Annotated in this window: 21 protein-coding genes and 1 pseudogene; 6 read left to right on the plus strand and 16 right to left on the minus strand. The window is 62.4% G+C overall.

Annotation, left to right across the window (positions count from 1 at the left end; genetic code table 11):
• Positions 1-4 precede the first annotated feature (4 nt).
• A complete protein-coding gene (locus CN673_RS13190; RefSeq protein WP_198585992.1) occupies positions 5-1,210 on the minus strand; it encodes an ABC transporter substrate-binding protein in 1,206 nt (401 codons plus the stop codon).
• A 461-nt stretch (positions 1,211-1,671) separates the two neighbouring features.
• Between CN673_RS13190 and CN673_RS13195 the strand changes: the two genes are divergently transcribed.
• On the plus strand, positions 1,672-2,979 hold the full coding sequence (locus CN673_RS13195; protein WP_099866814.1) for a DEAD/DEAH box helicase: 1,308 nt from the start codon (positions 1,672-1,674) through the stop codon (positions 2,977-2,979).
• 85 nt (positions 2,980-3,064) lie between these two features.
• Here the strand turns inward: CN673_RS13195 and CN673_RS13200 are convergent, their stop codons facing one another.
• Entirely contained in the window at positions 3,065-3,937 is an 873-nt protein-coding gene (locus CN673_RS13200) for a DMT family transporter (protein WP_099866815.1), read from the minus strand.
• A gap of 197 nt (positions 3,938-4,134) precedes the next feature.
• On the opposite strand from CN673_RS13200, the gene CN673_RS13205 reads away from it, so the two are divergent.
• From CN673_RS13205 to CN673_RS13220, 4 genes are all read left to right on the plus strand, one after another.
• The gene (locus CN673_RS13205; RefSeq protein WP_099866816.1) at positions 4,135-5,571 is read left to right on the plus strand and encodes a circularly permuted type 2 ATP-grasp protein; all 1,437 of its coding nucleotides are present in this window, start codon (positions 4,135-4,137) and stop codon (positions 5,569-5,571) included.
• A gap of 7 nt (positions 5,572-5,578) precedes the next feature.
• Positions 5,579-6,517, plus strand: a complete 939-nt coding sequence (locus CN673_RS13210) for an alpha-E domain-containing protein (protein WP_099866908.1) — start codon at positions 5,579-5,581, stop codon at positions 6,515-6,517.
• 2 nt (positions 6,518-6,519) lie between these two features.
• A complete protein-coding gene (locus tag CN673_RS13215; protein ID WP_099866817.1) occupies positions 6,520-7,314 on the plus strand; it encodes a transglutaminase family protein in 795 nt (264 codons plus the stop codon).
• A gap of 89 nt (positions 7,315-7,403) precedes the next feature.
• Entirely contained in the window at positions 7,404-8,156 is a 753-nt protein-coding gene (locus CN673_RS13220; protein ID WP_099866818.1) for a proteasome-type protease, read from the plus strand.
• Here CN673_RS13220 and ureG read toward each other — a convergent pair whose 3' ends face one another.
• The 6 genes from ureG to ureC form a co-directional block, all read right to left on the minus strand.
• Positions 8,157-8,795 carry an urease accessory protein UreG gene (ureG, locus tag CN673_RS13225; protein ID WP_099866819.1) on the minus strand — a complete coding sequence of 213 codons (639 nt, stop codon included), beginning with the start codon at positions 8,793-8,795 and terminating at the stop codon, positions 8,157-8,159.
• The gene (locus CN673_RS13230; protein WP_099866820.1) at positions 8,792-9,490 is read right to left on the minus strand and encodes an urease accessory protein UreF; all 699 of its coding nucleotides are present in this window, start codon (positions 9,488-9,490) and stop codon (positions 8,792-8,794) included. Before CN673_RS13230 ends, ureG begins: the two co-directional genes overlap by 4 nt.
• 11 nt (positions 9,491-9,501) lie before the next feature.
• Positions 9,502-9,993, minus strand: coding sequence for an urease accessory protein UreE (locus tag CN673_RS13235; protein WP_099866821.1), 492 nt, complete (start codon positions 9,991-9,993; stop codon positions 9,502-9,504).
• Between the two features lie 31 nt (positions 9,994-10,024).
• Positions 10,025-10,435, minus strand: a complete 411-nt coding sequence (locus CN673_RS13240) for a DUF2177 family protein (protein ID WP_099866822.1) — start codon at positions 10,433-10,435, stop codon at positions 10,025-10,027.
• 71 nt (positions 10,436-10,506) lie between these two features.
• Positions 10,507-10,953, minus strand: a complete 447-nt coding sequence (locus tag CN673_RS13245; RefSeq protein ID WP_099866823.1) for a host attachment family protein — start codon at positions 10,951-10,953, stop codon at positions 10,507-10,509.
• Between the two features lie 58 nt (positions 10,954-11,011).
• The gene (gene ureC / locus CN673_RS13250) at positions 11,012-12,724 is read right to left on the minus strand and encodes an urease subunit alpha (protein WP_099866824.1); all 1,713 of its coding nucleotides are present in this window, start codon (positions 12,722-12,724) and stop codon (positions 11,012-11,014) included.
• 145 nt (positions 12,725-12,869) lie between these two features.
• Between ureC and CN673_RS13255 the strand changes: the two genes are divergently transcribed.
• Complete coding sequence (locus tag CN673_RS13255) at positions 12,870-13,394, plus strand: hypothetical protein (RefSeq protein WP_099866825.1); 525 nt, start codon at positions 12,870-12,872, stop codon at positions 13,392-13,394.
• Positions 13,395-13,417: 23 nt separating this feature from the next.
• On the opposite strand, the gene CN673_RS13260 is transcribed toward CN673_RS13255, so the two are convergent.
• From CN673_RS13260 to CN673_RS13295, 8 genes and pseudogenes are all read right to left on the minus strand, one after another.
• Entirely contained in the window at positions 13,418-13,723 is a 306-nt protein-coding gene (locus CN673_RS13260) for an urease subunit beta (RefSeq protein WP_099866826.1), read from the minus strand.
• Between the two features lie 12 nt (positions 13,724-13,735).
• Entirely contained in the window at positions 13,736-14,038 is a 303-nt protein-coding gene (locus CN673_RS13265; RefSeq protein WP_099866827.1) for an urease subunit gamma, read from the minus strand.
• 34 nt (positions 14,039-14,072) lie between these two features.
• On the minus strand, positions 14,073-14,915 hold the full coding sequence (locus CN673_RS13270; protein WP_099866828.1) for an urease accessory protein UreD: 843 nt from the start codon (positions 14,913-14,915) through the stop codon (positions 14,073-14,075).
• 28 nt (positions 14,916-14,943) lie between these two features.
• Positions 14,944-16,365, minus strand: coding sequence for an MATE family efflux transporter (locus CN673_RS13275; protein WP_099866909.1), 1,422 nt, complete (start codon positions 16,363-16,365; stop codon positions 14,944-14,946).
• Between the two features lie 154 nt (positions 16,366-16,519).
• Complete coding sequence (locus CN673_RS13280) at positions 16,520-16,786, minus strand: usg protein (protein WP_099866829.1); 267 nt, start codon at positions 16,784-16,786, stop codon at positions 16,520-16,522.
• Positions 16,787-16,962: 176 nt separating this feature from the next.
• The gene (locus CN673_RS13285) at positions 16,963-17,211 is read right to left on the minus strand and encodes an acyl carrier protein (RefSeq protein ID WP_157928895.1); all 249 of its coding nucleotides are present in this window, start codon (positions 17,209-17,211) and stop codon (positions 16,963-16,965) included.
• Positions 17,212-17,356: 145 nt separating this feature from the next.
• The gene (locus CN673_RS13290) at positions 17,357-18,340 is read right to left on the minus strand and encodes a serine hydrolase domain-containing protein (RefSeq protein ID WP_370853043.1); all 984 of its coding nucleotides are present in this window, start codon (positions 18,338-18,340) and stop codon (positions 17,357-17,359) included.
• A 192-nt stretch (positions 18,341-18,532) separates the two neighbouring features.
• Positions 18,533-18,868, minus strand: a pseudogene (locus CN673_RS13295) (transglycosylase SLT domain-containing protein); the annotation flags it as partial.
• Positions 18,869-19,027 lie beyond the last annotated feature (159 nt).

Here is a 19,027-nt window from a genome sequence, read left to right on the forward strand (position 1 = left end):
AGCCTTAGCTGGCTGGACCGACGAGCGTGAACTCGCCGCCCTCGACGACCATCTCGTCGAACACGCCGGGGACGTCGCCGGCATCGTCGAACTCGTGGCTGCCCGAGGCACCTTCGTAGTTGATGTCCTCGCCAGCCGCGATCAGCTCAACGGCCTTTTCCCATTCGCCAGGCAGGATCGTTTCGCCGGGTTCGGTCGCCACTTCGCGCAGGGCCTCGTTCAACCCCTCCTTCTCGCCGCCGTTCTTCTCCAGCGCGAGCGCCAGCAGGAACGCTGCGTCATAGGACTGGGCCGCGAAGGTGGCATTGGGATCGAAGCCCGCCTCTTCGGCTGCAGCCTCGTAGGCGTCGCGTCCCGGCAGGTCCGGCGAGCCCGGACGCGTGGCGATCATGCCGTCTGCGCCTTCGCCGACCAGTTCGCCAAGCCGGCCGCCGACCATGCCGTCGGCGCCCGCGAACTGCGAAAAGTCGCCGCCTTCGACTGCCTGTCGGATGAGCGTGCCGCCAGAGCCATCGACATAGGCAAGCACCACCAGCATTTCCGCACCCGTCGAAGACAGCGAGCCGAGTTCGGCGCGGTAGTCTGCCTTGCCGTCCTCATGCGCTTCGGACGTCAGGACCTCGCCGCCAGCGGCCTGAAAGGCCGTGCCGAAGGCATCGGCAAGGCCGCTGCCGTAGTCGTTGTTGACGTAGCTGACTGCAACGCTGGTGATTCCCTTGTCGGCCAGGAGATTGGCCAGGACCTCGCCCTGAAACGCATCCGACGGCGCGGTTCGAAAGACCAGATCACTGTCTTCCAGCGTGGTCAGCGACGGCGCTGTGGAGGCCGGCGAAACCATGACGACACCGCCGGGAACAGCCGCATTGTTGGCGGCCGAAACGCTTGCGCCCGAGCACATCGCGCCAACGATCGCCGCAACGCCGTCGACGTTGACCAGACGGTCGGCCGCGTCGGCAGCACGGGTGGCTTCGCAGCCGGTATCCCCGACGGCGAGCGAGCCCTGGCTGCCGTCACCGAAGAATCCGCCCTGCTCGTTCGCCTGGTTGATCGCCAGTTCGGCGCCTGCCTGGATGGGCGGCATCAGGCTTTCGATCGGACCGGTGATGCCGCCGAGAAAGCCTACCGTGAAATCTTCCGCCAGTGTCGCCGTCGAAAAGCCTGCGACCGCGACGCCCGTGGCGAGCGCGAGTTTGAGTTTTGGCAACATCATGAACATTATCTCCCTGAATGCCGGCCGTCTTTTGCAGCCGGGGTCCTCTCTGGATGCTCCTTCCGATTGCGACCGGAAGTTGGCCGATCATACCGATTAGCGCCATACTGGGAAGGCGATTCGGCAAAAATCGCGCGGCGATGAAGCGCCATCGTTAATCTCCGCCGCCGCACGGGTTTCAGCAGGCGAGCGCAATGGCGGCTTGACTTTCGGCGGGAAAAGCACGACATGCGACCAAGCTTTCCCTTTCGGCCGCCGCGTGAGCTGGCTCTTTCGGACAAACTTCATCCGATCAAAAAGGTTTAAAGCGGCGTCAGCGTGCATGGCCTATCGGCCCTGACAAAGCTAAACGCCCGAAGGCTTTCGTTCATCCAAGTTCCCATTCACGCGGGGTTCTTGAGGCCGACCGATCGGACATCAGTCCGAGCGGCGTGCTGCCCACGCCTGAAAGGCATATTATTTTGCAGAATTTTCAGACGCTTGGCCTGTCCAAGCTCGTCCTCCAGTCGATCGAATCGCTCGGCTACGAAATACCGACACCCATCCAGAATGAAGCGATTCCGCTGGTGCTGAAGGGACACGACCTCGTCGGTCTCGCCCAGACCGGAACCGGCAAGACGGCCGCATTCGGCCTTCCGCTCATCGACGGCCTCATCGCCGAAGGCAAGCGGCCCGAACCGCGCTCTGCCCGCACCCTGATTCTCGCGCCGACCCGCGAACTGGTCAATCAGATCGCGGTCAACCTGAAATCGTTCGTCAAGAAGACGCCGCTCAAGGTCGGCGTCGTCGTCGGTGGCGTGTCGATCAACGGCCAGATCCGCATGATGGACAAGGGTGTCGACATTCTCGTCTCCACGCCGGGCCGTTTGCTCGACCTCGTCGATCGCAAGGCGCTGAGCCTGCACCAGACGCATCGTCTCGTCCTCGATGAGGCCGACCAGATGCTCGACCTCGGCTTTATCCACGATCTGAGAAAGATCGTGAAGCTCGTACCGAAGAAGCGCCAGACGCTTCTGTTCTCGGCCACAATGCCGAAGCAGATCGCCGAACTGGCCGCCAGCTACCTGACCGACCCGATACGCGTCGAGGTCAGCCCGCCCGGAAAGGCCGCGGACAAGGTCGAGCAGAGCGTGCATTTCGTCACCGACAAGTCGGGCAAGACGGCGCTGCTCATGGAAAGCCTTCGAGCCAATCCCAATGGTCTGGCGCTCGTCTTCGGCCGCACCAAGCACGGCTCGGAAAAGCTTATGAAACAGCTTGCCGCTGCCGGCTTCGAGGCCGCCTCGATCCATGGCAACAAGAGCCAGAACCAGCGCGAGCGTGCCCTGAAGGGTTTTCGTGAGGGCAAGATTCGCGTTCTTGTCGCCACCGACGTCGCTGCGCGCGGCATCGACATTCCCGGCGTCACGCATGTCTATAACTACGATCTGCCGGAAGTCCCCGACGCCTATGTGCATCGCATCGGACGCACCGCCCGTGCCGGGCGTGACGGCGAAGCCGTGGCATTCTGCGCGCCGGACGAGATCCGCCTGTTGCGCGACATCGAGAAGCTGATGGGCATTTCGATTTCGGTGGCCAGCGGCGACGCGCCGGCCGATCAGGCCCGTCCGAAACGCGGTGGCGGTGGTGGCCGCGGCCCGCGCGGCGCCGGCAACGGCGGCCAGAGGGAGCGGCGCGGCAATGCACCGTCCGCCCGTCCCCAGCGCAAGAAATTCCGCGGCAAGGCCGGTCAGCGCCGATCGGGCGAAGGCCAGCGCCGCACCGCCTGACGCATTGCGCGCCAGGAAGAAACGACAAACGGCCGCCATCGAGCGGCCGTTTGCATGTCCGGCGGCCCTATCACGAACCAGTCGCTTATTTCCGGTTTGTCAGATAGACGCCGATCGCCACCACAACCGTGCCGACGATCATCGGCAACGGCAGGTCCTCGCCGAAATAGAGAAACGCCTGAACGGCGACAGTCGGCGGCACCAGATAGATCAGCGAGGCCGCGCGCGAGACCTGGCCACGGCGGATAAGGTATAGCAGCAGCGCGATCGCCAGCGCCGAAAGCCCGAAGACCGACCACAAGAGCGCGACCCAGACTTCGAAATTCCAGACGATCCGCATGTCCTCGAGCAGCAGCACGGCCGGCACGGTGACAACGAACGCGCCGAGATACTGCAATGTGGCGATGGTTCGAAGATCGCCTGTCTGAAGGTACCGCTTCTGATAGAGCGTGCCGGCGGTGACCGAGAACATCGCCACCACGTTGACGATGAGGGGGACGATCGCCGCGCCGACTTCGGCGGGATCGAGTGCAGCGATATTCGGCACGATCGCGATCAACAGCCCGACCAGACCCAGCACGATGCCGAGCCTTTGGCCGGACGACAGCCGCTCGCCGACGATGAACGGAGCGCTCAATGCTGTCAGAAGCGGCTGGAGGGCAGCGATCAACCCCGAAAGCGCGGTCGGAACGCCATGCGCGATCGCCCACCAGACGCCGCCGAGATAGATCGCGTGGAGCAGCACGCCGGAGAGAGCGGCGTGACCCCATTCGGCGCGTGTCCGCGGCCAGTTGGCTCGCACGATGACGCAGAACACGAGGAAGACGAGGCCGGCGAAGGCGTAGCGAAGGGACAGGAAGAAGAGCGGATCGGCGTGCGGCGCAGCATAGCGTGCAACGATCCATCCGGTCGACCAGAGCAGCACGAAGAGTGCGGGCACGAGGCGTTCGATTGTCATTTGTAGCCTCGGCACAAGCTGGGGCACAAGAGGCAGGACCCGATCCCGACCTTGGAAGAGCGATCAGATGTCGATAGGCCTGCCGGCCCCGCAAGTCAAAGCCGCCGATCCAATTCTTCAGCTCTCTGCGCCCAAAAAACAGGCAGATCAAATCAAGTGAAATCGGTGTCTTGCAATGGGCAGGGCTTTGCTCTTTGATGAAGAAAAAGGGGAATTTCGATTTGCCTTTCAATGAAATGATGGCGTCGGACGATGATGTCCGCGCGCCCTATTCCAAGTATTTCGACTGGTATCGCGAGCAGGATCGTGCGCGCCTGGTGATGAAATCGCGCGATGCCGAAGCAATCTTCCGAAAGACCGGAATCACGTTCGCGGTTTACGGCAAGGAAGAAGCGGCCGAGCGCCTCATTCCGTTCGACATCGTGCCACGCATCATATCCGGCAAGGAATGGCGCCGCCTGGCGCAAGGCATCGAGCAGCGCGTCGCCGCGCTCAACGCCTTTCTCGACGACATCTACCACAAGCAGGAGATCATCCGCGCCGGCCGCATCCCGCGCCAGTTGATCGAACAGAACGTGGCGTTCCTGCCCGAGATGATCGGCATGCGGCCGCCCGGCGGTGTCTACACCCACATCATCGGCACCGATATCGTGCGCACCGGCGAAGACCAGTTCTACGTCCTGGAGGACAATGCCCGCACGCCGTCCGGCGTCTCTTACATGCTGGAGAACCGGGAAACGATGATGCAGATGTTTCCCGAGCTGTTCCACCGCATCAAGGTGCGGCCGGTCGAGAACTATCCGATGCTGCTTCGCCAGAGCCTGGAAGCCTGTGCGCCGCCGGGATGCGAGGGCAAGCCGCGCGTCGCCGTCCTGACGCCGGGCATCTACAATTCGGCCTATTACGAGCACGCCTTTCTGGCCGACCAGATGGGCGCCGAACTCGTCGAGGGGTCGGATCTGCGCGTGGTCGACGGGCGCGTTGCGATGCGCACGACGCAAGGCTACAAGCCGATCGACGTCCTTTATCGGCGCGTCGACGATGACTTTCTGGATCCCCTCACCTTTCGCCCCGATTCCGCCCTCGGCGTCGCCGGCATCATGGATGTCTACCGGGCCGGCAACATCACGATCGCCAATGCGCCCGGCACCGGCATTTCCGACGACAAGGCGATCTACTCCTACATGCCGGAGATCGTCGAGTTCTACACCGGCCGCAAGCCGCTTCTTCAGAATGTGCCCACGTGGCGCTGCTCGGAGCCTGAGAGCCTGCAATATGTCCTCGACAACCTGGCGGATCTGGTCGTCAAGGAGGTCCACGGTTCCGGCGGCTATGGCATGCTGGTCGGCCCGACCGCATCCAAGAAGGACCGCGCGTCCTTCGCCGCCAAGCTCAAGGCTCGGCCGGGCAATTACATCGCCCAGCCAACCCTGTCGCTCTCCACCGTCCCGATCCTCGTCAAGAAGGGTGTGGCGCCGCGTCACGTCGACCTGCGGCCTTTCGTGCTCGTTTCGCCAGGCCGGATCCAGATCATACCCGGCGGCCTCACCCGCGTCGCGCTGAAGGCCGGCTCGCTGGTCGTCAATTCCAGCCAGGGCGGAGGCACCAAGGACACCTGGGTGCTGGAGGATTGATGCGATGATGCTGGGACGTACAGCCAATGGCCTGTTCTGGATGTTCCGCTACATCGAGCGCGCGGAAAACACCGCCCGCCTGATCGACGCCGGCGTGCGCATGTCGCTGACCGCATCCAACGGGTCGGATGACGAATGGGTGTCCGTGCTCAAGAGCGCCGGCGCCGAAGACGCCTATCGCCAGCATCACGAGACGGTGACGGGTCCGGACGCCATCGACTTCCTGCTGCGCGACACGGCCAACCCTTCCAGCGTGATGTCTGTGATCGACAGCGCCCGCAATAATGCCCGCATGGTGCGCACCGCCCTGACGCGTGAAGCCTGGGAGAGCACCAACGAATGCTGGATCGAGATGAAGCACCGTCTCTCCCGGCGCGTTCGCGATACCGACCTGCCCGGTGTTCTCGACATGATCAAGCAGCGCACCGGCCTCATCCGCGGGGCGTTTCACGGCACGATGCTGCGCAACGAGATCTTCAATTTCTCACGCATCGGCACATTCATAGAGCGTGCCGACAACACGGCCCGGATCCTCGACGTCAAATACTACCTGCTACTGCCGGCCGTGACCTATGTCGGCTCCTCGCTCGACAATGTCCAATGGGTCTCGATCCTGCGTTCGGTTTCGGCCCACCGATCCTATGGATGGGTCTACGAATCCGATCTGAACCCCGTCAACATCGCGGACTTTCTCATCCTGAACGGGCGCATGCCCCGGTCGCTGGCATACTGCCATGAGAAGATCTCGAACAATCTCGGCTATCTGGCAGCGGAATATTCCGAACGCCACCCCGCCCACGACACCGCGCTTGAGATCCTGGAATCGTTCAGGAACCGCGACATCCGCGCTATCATCGATGCGGGCCTGCACCAATTCCTCGAAGATTTCATCACCCGCAATGCCCGCCTCGGCAACGAGATCGCGCAAGCCTATCGGTTCTATTGATCATGCATCTGAAGATCAGCCACACGACCGAATACAACTACGACCAACCGGTCGGATACGCACTCCAGCGCCTGCGGCTGACGCCGCTCTCGGGCCGTGGCCAGACGGTGCTGCACTGGAATACGGAAATCGAGGGCGGGAACGTCGAAGTCGCCTATGACGATCACTACGGCAACTTCGTGCAGATGGTGAGTACACATCCGGGCAGCGACATGATCCGGGTCATTGCTTCAGGTGAAATCGACACGGAGGATCGCCACGGCGTTGCCGGACCGCACATCGGTTTCTCGCCGCTCTGGCTTTATCTTCGTGAGACCCGCCTGACCAAGCCGGCCAAGCCGATCAGGGATCTCGCCCGTTCGGTCGACAATGATGAGCCGCTGGAGCGCCTTCACGCACTCATGGCGCGCATTGCCGAGACTGTCGCCTATGAGATCGGCACGACCGACGCGGAAACGACTGCCGAGGAAGCGCTGGAAGCGGGGAGCGGCGTCTGCCAGGATCACGCCCACATCTTCCTCAGCGCTGCCCGCTATCTCGACTTTCCCGCGCGTTATGTCTCCGGCTATCTGATGATGAACGACCGGACCGAACAGGTTGCGACACATGCCTGGGCCGAAGCCCATGTCGAAGGTCTCGGCTGGGTTGGCTTCGACGCGGCGAACGGCATTTCCCCCGACGAACGCTATGTGCGCATGGCAACCGGCCTGGACTATGTCGACGCCGCCCCCATCTCGGGCATACGGCTTGGAAACGCGGCGGAAACGCTTGCCGTTTCGATCACGGTCGAGCAGTAATATTCGCTGCTGAACGACGGTCGGTCGTTCGATTCGCCGGCGCAGGCGGGAAGGACGGTGCGCCCGGCCACGACGGGGTTGAAACGGCAATGACTTACTGTGTCGGTCTTCGGCTGAGGCGCGGGCTGATGTTCATGTCCGATACCCGCACGAATGCGGGTGTCGACAACATTTCCTCGTTCCGCAAGATGTATACGTGGGAGCGACCGGGCGACCGGATCATCACATTGCTCTCTGCCGGCAACCTGGCCACCACCCAGACCGTCGTCTCGATGCTGGAAGAGCGGCACAAGACGACCGAAGAGCGCGATCCCGACATCTACGAAGTGCCGTCCATGTTCAAGGCCGCCAAGCTCGTCGGCGATACGGTGCGCAGCGTCATCCGTGAGATCGCCGACGGCGGCGGCTTCAAGAGCGAAGCCAGCTTCGGCGCCACCTTCATCCTCGGCGGGCAGATCGCCGGCGGCGAAACCCGGATGTATCTCATCTATCCGGAAGGCAATTTCATCGAGGCGACGGACGACAACCCGTTCTTCCAGATCGGCGAGCACAAATACGGCAAACCGATTCTGGTTCGCGCCTACGACCCGGACATGAGCTTCGAGGAAGCTGCGAAGCTTTTGATCGTGTCCTTTGATTCGACTCTCAAATCCAACCTCTCGGTCGGCCTGCCGCTCGATATCCAGACCTATGTGAGCAACAGCCTTGAGCGCGGCGCCGAACGGCGCCTGATGGCCTCCGATCCCTACTACCAGGAGATATCGGAAGGCTGGTCGGAGGCACTGCGCGAAGCATTTCAGCGCCTTCCGAACTATGAGGGACTGTACAAGTCCAACAGCTGACTATTCAGCTGCTGCCGCCCGGCGTTCCAAGCCTCCGGTCTCGATGAGAAAGTCCACCACCGCGTCAAGTCCCGCGCCGCGGCTGAGATCGGTGAAAAGCAGCGGGCGGCCGGCACGCATGCGCCTGGCATCCGCATCCATCTGGTCGAGATCCACGCCCACATAAGGTGCCAGATCGGTCTTGTTGATGATGAGCAGATCGGAACGGGTGATACCCGGCCCGCCTTTCCTCGGAATGTCACCGCCCTGGCAGACCGAGACGACGTAGAGCGTGAGGTCGGCCAGATCGGGCGAAAAGGTCGCCGCCAGATTGTCTCCGCCTGATTCGATGAAGACGAGATCAAGGTCCGGATGCCGGCGACAAAGGTCGTCGATCGCCCGCAGATTGATCGAGGCGTCCTCGCGGATCGCCGTATGCGGACACCCGCCCGTCTCCACGCCGACGATACGGTCCTGCGGCAGCGCCTGGAGACGCGTCAGCATCTCTGCATCTTCCTTTGTGTAGATGTCGTTGGTGACGACGCCGATGGAAAATTCATCGCGCATTGCCTTGCACAGCTTTTCGGTCAGCGTCGACTTGCCGACGCCGACCGGCCCGCCGATGCCGACGCGCAAGGGACCGTGATGAGATTGAGTCATGATCTGAATAGCCTCGAATATTGCGTTTCGTGTCTCATGGACAGGATCTCCGACTTGAAGCTGCACGAGCCGAGATCGTCGAGCGTCGCGTTCGCCGCACGTTCGGCCGTGTGCACGACACACGCTTCGAGTTGGGCGAGAGCCGCAACCCCGTCGCGTTGGCCAAGTGGCACGAGCCGCACCGCAGCCTGCACCAGATTGGCGGCAAAGGCATGGAGCAAACCGGCAAGCATGGGCTCCAGCGCAATGCCGCGCCGTGCGGCTGTCGCACCGATGGCGACCGGATAGGCCATGGACCGCTCCATCGGTAGCGCGCCGTCACCGCCCGGCCACGCATTGCCCGACCAGGCATCGACTGCATCGATGAATGCCTCGCCCTGCGCCATCGTCTCGAGGTGACGCTCGCCCGAACCTGCTAACGCCTCGGCAAGCTCCGCCAGCGCCTTCAGCGCCGTCATCTTCCCGGCCCGTCGCCATGCCTCGGCCGACAGGACGGCATCGTTCCAGCCGGAGCCCCTTGCCAACACGTCCTCCAGCCATTCGATAAGGCCGGCGCGATCGACGATGAGCCCGTCATGGACGGCCCGCTCGACACCATGACTGTAGCTGAAGGCCCCGACTGGAAAGGCGGGCGACAAGAACGTCATCAAGCGCAGCAGTTCCAGCTGGCTAGCCCCTTCATTTTCGGTTTCCATGCCGCCCGCCGTCAATCGGAATGGCTATGGGAATGACTGTGAGCGTCGTGCGTGTGGGCGTGGCCGTGATCGCCATAGGCGCCGCCTTCCGGGTCGAACGGCGCAATGATCTCCCGCACGCTCGCGCCGAGCCCGCTCAGCATGTCGCGGATGACATGATCGCGCCGGATCAGGATCCGATCGCTGAAAATCTGTGCAGGCAAGTGCCGGTTGCCGAGATGCCAGGCAAGCTGCAGAAGGCGTTCGGGCGACGGGTTCGCGGCGCGCACCTCGTAGAGTGCCTCGGGTGCGGCCCGCACAAGGATGGTTCCGCCATCCGGCAGCGGCAGTCCGTCTCCATCGCGAAGGAGCGTGGTTTCGGGCAGGTCGAGCAGGATTGCTCGGCCGCCATCGGTCGTCAGGCGGATGCGTCTGCGGTGCCGGCCGGTCTCGTCGAGCGTGATCGTGTCGGCGGCGTCGCCTGACCAGTCGCCCTTTCGTGTGATGCGTTCGATGCGTTGCATGATCCCTCCGATCGTAGGGGAGTTCCATGCATCAATTGTGCCAGAGGGAGAATGCCGACGCGATGGCGTAGGTGACGCCAGCGGTGAAGGCGCTGAGCGCGGCGCCCCATATGATATCGACCATTGCAACCGTCGCATCGAAACCCTTCATCGTGGAAAGGTTCGTCGCGTCATAGGTCATGTAGCAGAACATGCCGAAAAGGCCGGCATTGAAGACGGCGAGCCAGAAGCTTCCTGCCGCAAGTCCCGGGGCGATCGCGAAATAGACGAGACCGATCACGAATATCGCGTAAAAGCCGGCCGCGATGGCGAAACGCGGCTGGTCCAGCAGCAGATCGCCCATGCGGGATTTGTAAAAGTCACGGGCAACATAGCCGAGCCAGACAGCGTCGATCGCCAGAAAGATGAAAGCCGCGACGAGATAGACCCAGAAAAATTTCATGCTGAATCCTCTCGCCGCGGCGCCTTGGCTTGCCGCGCAGGGACGCGGGCCAGTACAGCCTTTCTACGCGATCAGTGCAAAAGCAGATCTTCGATCTTGTCGATGGAATGATTGGTCAGCGTTTTTGGAACTTCGCTGACGATTCGCTCGGCCACTTCCGTGTGCAGTTCCTTGCGCATGTCGCCAAGCACCGTGGGCGGAGCGACGAGAACGAGTCTGTCGAACCGTCCCGAGTGCGCGTATTTGTACAGCCTCGCCGCGATATCCTTGGCGAACCGCTCCTTGCCGATCTGATGCCAGTCCGTATCCGCGACGCCCGAGCGGTGCCCCGGACCTGCGTCATGCATGCGGCCGGGTTTGTCGGTCCCCTGTTCGCGGGTTGCGGGATTTTCCTGCGCCATTTCCCGAAACACTTCCAGGTTCGGGTTCATCGCGTCGCCCTCGTTGCGCAGGAAAAGCGCCTTTTCGCCATCGGCGACCACCACCCAGCCATCGTGTTTCAGCATGATGCCGCTCATCGTCGAGCCTCCTTCGTTTCATTGCGAAGGGCCAACGGATGGTTTCGGGACGGGTTCCTCAGAAAAGGAAATAGCGCTGCGCCATGGGCAGCACATCCGCCGGCTCGCAGGTCAGCAACTCCCCGTCGGCGCGCACTTCATAGGTTTCCGGGTCCACATCGATATGCGGCGTCGCGTCATTGAGCCGCATGGATCCCTTCGAGATGCCGCCACGGGTGTTCTCGACCGCGATCATTGGCTTTTCCACGCCAAGCGCTGCAGCAAGCCCGTTCTCCTTCGCAGCGCATGAGACGAACATCACCGAGGAGTGGGCCGCGGTCTTGCCGAATGCACCGAACATCATGCGGTAATGGACGGGTTGCGGCGTCGGGATGGAGGCGTTGGGATCGCCCATCGGTGCGGCCGCAATGGTCCCGCCGACGAGAACCAGCGCCGGCTTCACCCCGAAAAAGGCCGGGTCCCAGACAACCAGATCCGCCCGCTTGCCCACCTCGACCGATCCGATATGAGCGCTCATCCCGTGCGCGATCGCCGGGTTGATCGTATATTTCGCGATATAGCGCTTGACCCTGAAATTGTCGTTCTCGCCGGTTTCCTCGCGCAGACGGCCGCGCTGCCGCTTCATCTTGTCCGCCGTCTGCCAGGTGCGGATCAGCACCTCGCCCACCCTGCCCATCGCCTGGCTGTCGGATGCGATGATGGAGAAGGCCCCCATGTCATGCAGGATATCTTCGGCCGCGATCGTTTCCTTGCGGATGCGGCTTTCGGCGAAGGCGATGTCTTCGGGAATGGACGGCGACAGATGGTGGCACACCATCAGCATGTCGAGGTGCTCGGCAATGGTGTTGTGGGTATAGGGGCGAGTCGGGTTGGTCGACGAGGGAATGACGTTCGCCAGACCGCAGACCTTGATGATGTCCGGCGCGTGTCCGCCTCCTGCCCCTTCGGTGTGGAAAGCGTGGATGGTGCGCCCCTTGAAGGCATCCACGGTGCTTTCGACAAAGCCGCTCTCGTTCAAGGTGTCGGTGTGGATCATCACCTGAACGTCATGGTCGTCGGCGACGGAAAGGCAATTGTCGATCGCGGCCGGTGTCGTGCCCCAGTCCTCGTGGAGCTTGAGCGCACAGGCGCCGCCCAGCACAATCTCCTCCAATGCCCCGGGAAGCGAGGCATTCCCTTTGCCGGAAAGCCCGATGTTCATCGGGAAGGCGTCGAGCGACTGGATCATGCGCGCCAGATGCCACGGTCCGGGCGTGCAGGTCGTCGCCAGCGTTCCATGCGCCGGCCCGGTGCCACCGCCGAGCATCGTTGTGACGCCCGACATCAACGCTTCCTCGATCTGCTGCGGGCAGATGAAATGGATATGGGAATCGAAGCCACCGGCGGTGACGATCTTTCCTTCCCCGGCGATCGCTTCCGTCCCGGGACCGATAACGATATCGACCCCAGGCTGCGTATCGGGGTTTCCCGCCTTGCCGATCGCCACGATCAAACCGTCCTTCAGCCCGATATCGGCCTTCACGATGCCGGTATGATCGACGATCAGGGCGTTGGTTATGACCGTGTCGACCGCACCGTCCGCCCGGCTGACCTGGCTCTGGCCCATGCCGTCCCGCACGACCTTGCCGCCGCCGAATTTGGCTTCCTCGCCATAGCGCGTGCGGTCCTCTTCGACCTCGATGAAGAGTTCGGTGTCGGCAAGGCGCACGCGGTCGCCCACCGTCGGACCGAACATGCCAGCATAGGAGGCGCGGTCAATTCTCGCGGGCATGGCAGAAGCTCCGTGGCAGTCTATTGAAATTGGAAGGCGCGATAATCACGTTCGACAACGAGCCTCGCGATGGTTTATGAGCGGGCTCGAGCTGATGCGGGGCGAAGCACGCGCCGAGAGAAACGACAAATGAATGGAGAGAAGGATGGGAATTGCGATCAAGACCGGGCTGAAAGGCGTGGAGAGCCGCGTCCGGACACTCTTGCTCGCCGGGACCTGCGCCCTTCTCACCGCAACGCCGGCGATCTCGCAGAGCTTCGAGAACCGGGACGCATCGGAAAACATCGCCGATTCGGAAATTTCGGTTGAGGACACCAGCGCCGCCGAACGTGTCGACGACCTGCAGCAGACGATCGCCGATCTGCGCGAAAGCATCGATCGGGTGAAGATCATCACCAACATGGAGAAGATCGACGTCGTCTATCTCAGTGACATGATCGAAAATGCGCCGCCCGAAGTGGAAGAAGCGATCGAGGCAAGCAGCGAACGCATCCTGGAGCTTCAAAAGGCATTGGAAGCCAGCGCCATCTTCTACAACGCCCTGACTTCGCGAGAGGTGAACATTCCCGATGTCGTGTCGATCGACCTCGACGAGCCCGATGCCACCATCTTCGTCCGCGGCGTGGCGCCCGATCAGGGCGTGACCATCGACGAAGCCGAAGGCGAATAAACCGCCGCGCTTTCCGCCCGGACTCAAAGATCACCCATAACCTGTTGACGGAAGCCGAAAACCCGACGGCTTCCGCCAATCGGGATCAGCGTCACCTCGCGCTCCTGGCCGGGCTCGAAGCGCACCGCCGTACCCGACGCGATGTCGAGCCGCATGCCGCGCGCCTTGTCGCGGTCGAAGGCAAGCGCGGGGTTCGTCTCGAAGAAGTGGTAGTGGCTGCCCACCTGCACCGGCCGGTCGCCGGTGTTGGCGACGATCAGCGTCGTCGTCTGGGCGCCTGAATTGAGTTCGATATCGCCAGCTGCCGTAATCACTTCGCCCGGAATCATATCGTGCTCCTGTCAGCGGATGGGTTCATGAACGGTGACGAGCTTTGTTCCATCGGGAAACGTCGCCTCGACCTGCACGTCGTGGATCATCTCGGCCACGCCCTCCATCACCTCGGCTCGCGTCAGCACTTCGGCGCCGGCCTGCATCAGTTCGGCGACCGGACGCCCGTCCCGCGCGCCTTCGACGACGAAGTCGGTGATCAAGGCGATCGCTTCCGGATGGTTGAGCTTCACGCCACGCTCCAGGCGGCGGCGCGCGACCATGGCAGCCATCGAAATGAGCAGCTTGTCTTTTTCACGCGGTGTGAGATTCATCCCCTCGAAAATCCTCCTTTAAGCCGGCGCCCCGTCAGCTTGCCCATATCTTGGGCAATGGTGCCCGCCCGTTAAGCAATGCGAGCAGCGGCATCAGGGTCTTGCGCAGGGCCAGACTGCTTTCTGCTGAAAGACGAGCAAGAATCTTGCCACGTCCGCCCACCGTCCACGCGCTCACGCCGCCGGCATCGCCGATCAGGTCGCGGGCAGGCTCAAGCAGTTGCTCGGCATCATCGGCGATCAGCAAAAGGCTTGCCAGTGCGATATGGCCGCCGGCGATCGCCGGCCGGTCAAGCTGCGCCTGCCCGCTTCCAGCGAACGCCAGATCCTCGGCATGGATGAGACGATTGCCGCACTGAATGCGCCACCGGTCATGAAAATCCACCTTCTCGACCACCTCGCCCATCGCGGCGCGTCCGAAGATCAGCGGTTCGACCACAAGCAGGCGCGCGTCAACGGCCATGTCGACCTGAAGATTGCGCCTGAACCGGGCGCGGTCGAAAAGGATCGTCTCCTGCGGCACCCAGGCGAGCGTGGCGCCATCGGCCAGATCGAGCCGTGTGCTGGCGAGCGCCTCCGCGCCGGTCGATCGATAGATGCGTTCGCAGGCCTGTGTGGTGACGGACGCATGAGCGCCCTGCCCGACCTCGACCGACCAGGTCATGCGGTCACCACCGGTCATGCCACCGGACGTGTTGATCAGCACCGCTTCGAGCGGCGCACTTCGAACGGGCCACGGCAGTCTGATCTTTGCGCAGCCATCCTGGTAGAGCGTTGCGAGCCTGCTTTCCCCGTCGACCGACTTGACCGCGAGCCGGCCTTCTCCACGGGCACGCTGAAGCGCTGGCTCTATGACGACTGGTGCTGTCTCATGCATGGCCGGCGACTTTATGGATTTTGCCCGCTCACGCAATCTCGCTGTGGGGTGTCGTCAGGCCCAGCCTGTCGCGTTCGCCGAAGCGCCAGGACATCAGCACCGCGGCGGCGGTCAACCCTGCTGCAAGACCCCACCATATTCCGACCGCGCCGAGACCAATCGGAAATGCCAGGACGTATCCTGCCGGCAGCCCGATGAACCAGTAGCTGACGATTGCGATGATCATCGGCATGCGGGTATCCTTCAGCCCGCGCAGGTTGCCCGCGGAGACCGCCTGGATCCCGTCCACGATCTGGAATGCCGCCGCCACGTAAAGCAGCGGCACGGCGAAGGCGATGACCTCGCTCGCCGTCGCATTGGTTTCATCGAGATAGAGCCCGACCAGAAGTTCAGGGACAAGCCAGAAGGTGAGCGCCGCCGCAAGGCCGATGCCCGCGGCCATGACCACGGCCGACCATCCGGCGCGCATCAGGCCTGTCCAGTCCTCACGTCCATGGGCAAGCCCCACCCGCACGGTCGAGGCGCTGGCCAGACCAAGCGGAATCATGAAGGCGATCGAAGCCAGTTGCAGGGCAATGCCGTGCGCCGCCAAAGGGATGGTGCCGAGCCAGCCGACCATGATGGACGCCGCCGAGAACAGGCCTGCCTCGGCTATGATCGTCAGGCCAATCGGCCAGCCCAGTCGAATCACTTCGAAGAAGGCAGGCCAATCGGGTCGCCAGAACCGGACGTAGAGCTCGTATTTCTTCAGCTGCGGCTTCGTGCTTGTGTATTGCATGAGCCAAAGCGCGCCGAAAAGATTGGTGCCGAGGGATGCAACGGCGGCACCGACGATGCCCAGCGCCGGCGCGCCGAGATTGCCGAAGATGAAGATGTAGTTGAGCCCGATATTGAGCGCCACGCCCGCGAACGTCGCCCACATCAGCACATGTGCCTTGCCGATCACGGCCAGATAGGATCGCAGCCCCATCAGGAACAGCGCGGGGAACATCGCCCACTGCGCGACCCGCATGTACTGGCCGGCGAGCGCCGAGGTTTCGGGCGCCTGCCCGAGAGCCAGCAGGATGGGCTCGATCTGCCAGAGCGGCACCATGACGACGGCGGAATAAAGGGCGAGCACCCAAAGGCCCATTCGCACCGAGCGGCGCACGCCACGCACATCGCCCCGCCCCTCGGCATGCGCCGCGACCGGCATGACGGCCTGGGCGAACCCGACACCGAAAATGAAGACAAGGAAAAAGGCCTGCGTCGCAAGGACGGCCGCCGCAAGCTCGGTCGCGCCGAGCCAGCCGACCATCACCGTATCGCTGATGTTGATGGCCATATGGCCGAGTTGGGCACCGATCAACGGCGTGGCGAGCACCACGGTTGCGCGGGCATGACCACCCCAGGACATGCCGGGACGCAGGCCTGCCTGATCGACGATTGCAGCGTCGACGCGCGTGTCCATGTCTGTCTCCGAATAGATCGCGGCCACCGGCACCATGGCAGGGCGGCCAATGCCAACTGCCATACCGCAATTCTCGGCGAGACGAAATCGCTTCTGCGATGAGAGTTTTTGATGGATGCGATCAGCGCGGCGGACGGGATACGCACGGCTCTACTCAGTGAAGAATGAATTCGCCGTTGAGCATGCGCCACTCGCGCGGCGCGATCAGGCGCTGATGGGTATAGCGAACCGAATGGAGCAATCCATCGAGGGTGGACTGCCAAAAATCGAGGAAACCGCGCATCAGCGGAAAATCCGGCGCAAGATCATAGTCCTGCCATATGTAGGATTGCAGGACGACGGGATGATCCGGCAACCTGTAGAGAATATGGGCGGTCGTCAGACCGTATCCCTTCAACTGCCTTTCAAAGTCGCTTTCCATGTGACCTCACAACGGCAACCGCATTCGCACCGCCAAGTGTGCGCGCTTCAAACCGTCCGGTCCACCAGAAACTTCGATAATACTACAATTTCATTAGTTAAATCAGCCAACTAGCAGCATATCAGCGAAACTGCTACCAATCATCCGCCTTGACGTTGCTTTCGGCTCTTGCGTGCTCAGGCCGCTTTGGCGGACAGCAACTCGCCGACCGCGTGGATGATGTCGTTGACGGTCCGGAACGATCGCCACAGGTCGATCGAGTCCGTCTCCACGCCGTAGCGCTCTTCAAGGTCGAGTACGATCTCGGTCATCTCCAGGGAATGAATTCCCAGGTCGTCGATGCTCGTGTCGCCCTCAACTTCGGCCACGTCACGGTCGCTGTAGCTGGCGATATAATGGATGATTTCGTCGGAAAGCTGGGTCATGGCTTGCCCTCGATGGCCGCCTCTTGCGGCCTTGCGCCGGTGAAGTCTGAGGACCTGTCCGGAACCCATTTCCGCACTGGCCGGTCTTGCGGCAGGTCGGCGCCGACGAGATGCCGCTTCCGGCCTCATTCATAATTCGGAAAGCTTAACGATTTCTGACAGCGTCGCCGGATGTGTCCTGATCGAGGACAAACGGTATGATCTCGTCTTCGACGAAGGCATGCAGGTCATCCTTGTAACCCGACCGTCCCGAGGGCTGGTCGGTGTCGGAGGTGATTACGACCGTCATGTCGAGCTCCGGCAGGATGTAGAGCATCTGACCGCCATAGCCCCAAGCATAGAAACAGTCGTATCCGTCCATATTCCGGATGAACCAGTTGTAGCCGTAGCGCTCGCCCGAAAAGACGGAATTGGTGCGCGCCGTCCACGACTGGGTGATCCACGCGGCCGGAACAACGGTCTCGCCGTCGAATTCTCCGCCGTTGCGATAGAGTTCGCCAAAGGCGAAGAGGGCCTTCGGGCTTACCGCCATCTGGTTGCCGCCGAGCGGTATGCCCTGAGGGTCGCGCTCCCAGTCGGCGATGCGAAAAGCGCCATCCATGGAGAGCCACTCATTGGCAAGGGCCATCGTATCGCGTCCGCCCACCCTGGTGAGGATGGCGGAAAGCAGATGGCTGCTGCCCGTCGAATAGAGCATCCCCGTGCCCGGTTCGGCCACGAATGGCTGGGCGAGTGCGGCGCTCACCCAGTTGGGGTTGGCGATCCACCGCCCGTAGTTGCCGCCGGACGTGCGCTGCAATCCTGCCTGCATCGAAAGGAGATGACCGATCGTGATCTCGTTAAGACGCGGATCGGGATTTTCGGGAAAGCTGTCTGAAAGAAAATCGGCGATGGGTTGATCCACACCCTCGATCAGTCCCTTGTCGATCGCGATCCCGACCATAGCGGAGAGGATCGATTTCGATGCCGATTTTATGTTGGTCGGCTGGCTTGGCAGGTGGCCGTCGAAGCCCTCCTCGATCAGCACATTGCCGCTTCTTGCAACGATGAGCGTCTGGAGCGGTTCGAACGCATCGGCTGTCGCGATGATCGCCGCGCGGCCGGAACGCGCACCATCATTCTCGACCATGCCGTCGGGGGATGAGGGAACGGGCACCTGCGATGGCAGGGGTTGTCCTGTCGCGCTCGTTCCCAGAAGGAGCAGAACGAACAAACTGAAGATCGATTGGCGCTTTGGATGAATCATGATGCCGGCATCTGACCGATCAGAGCCGATCGCGGCAATTCACACCGCCGTGAAAGATGATTTTCGGGGGATGTCTTATGCGGGCCGCAGCCCCGTCTCCACCAGCAAACCCTTGCGCTTGGCGTCGTAATAGTAGCCGCTGGCATAGAACCGAACTGCGCGGTCGTGATCGCCATCGGCGACGAGGTAGGCGCCGCGCAGATATTTTACCGCGTAGCGAAGATTGGTCTCCGCATCGAGCAGTCCCTTTGGCTCGCCGCGATACCCCATGGTGCGCGCCGTGTCGTAGCGGATCTGCATGAGGCCCCAGTTTCCCGCATTGTACGCGCCGGGATTGAAGCGGCTTTCACGTTGGACCACCCGTCGCACCAACGACAGCGGCACGTCGTAATGGGCTGCATAACGGGCGATCATCCGATCGAGATCGGTCTGTGGCGCAGCGGCGGGCGCGGTGACCGTCTCCGGCTCCTCTTTCACCGTCGTGCACCCAGTGGCCATCGAAAGGACAGCAAGCGCGCAAAAAGACAAGACCGACCGACGGCTGAGTGCCGGCATTGGGAAACTCCTGGA

The organism is Neopararhizobium haloflavum (assembly GCF_002750855.1).
Classification (GTDB): Bacteria; Pseudomonadota; Alphaproteobacteria; order Rhizobiales; family Rhizobiaceae; genus Georhizobium; species Georhizobium haloflavum.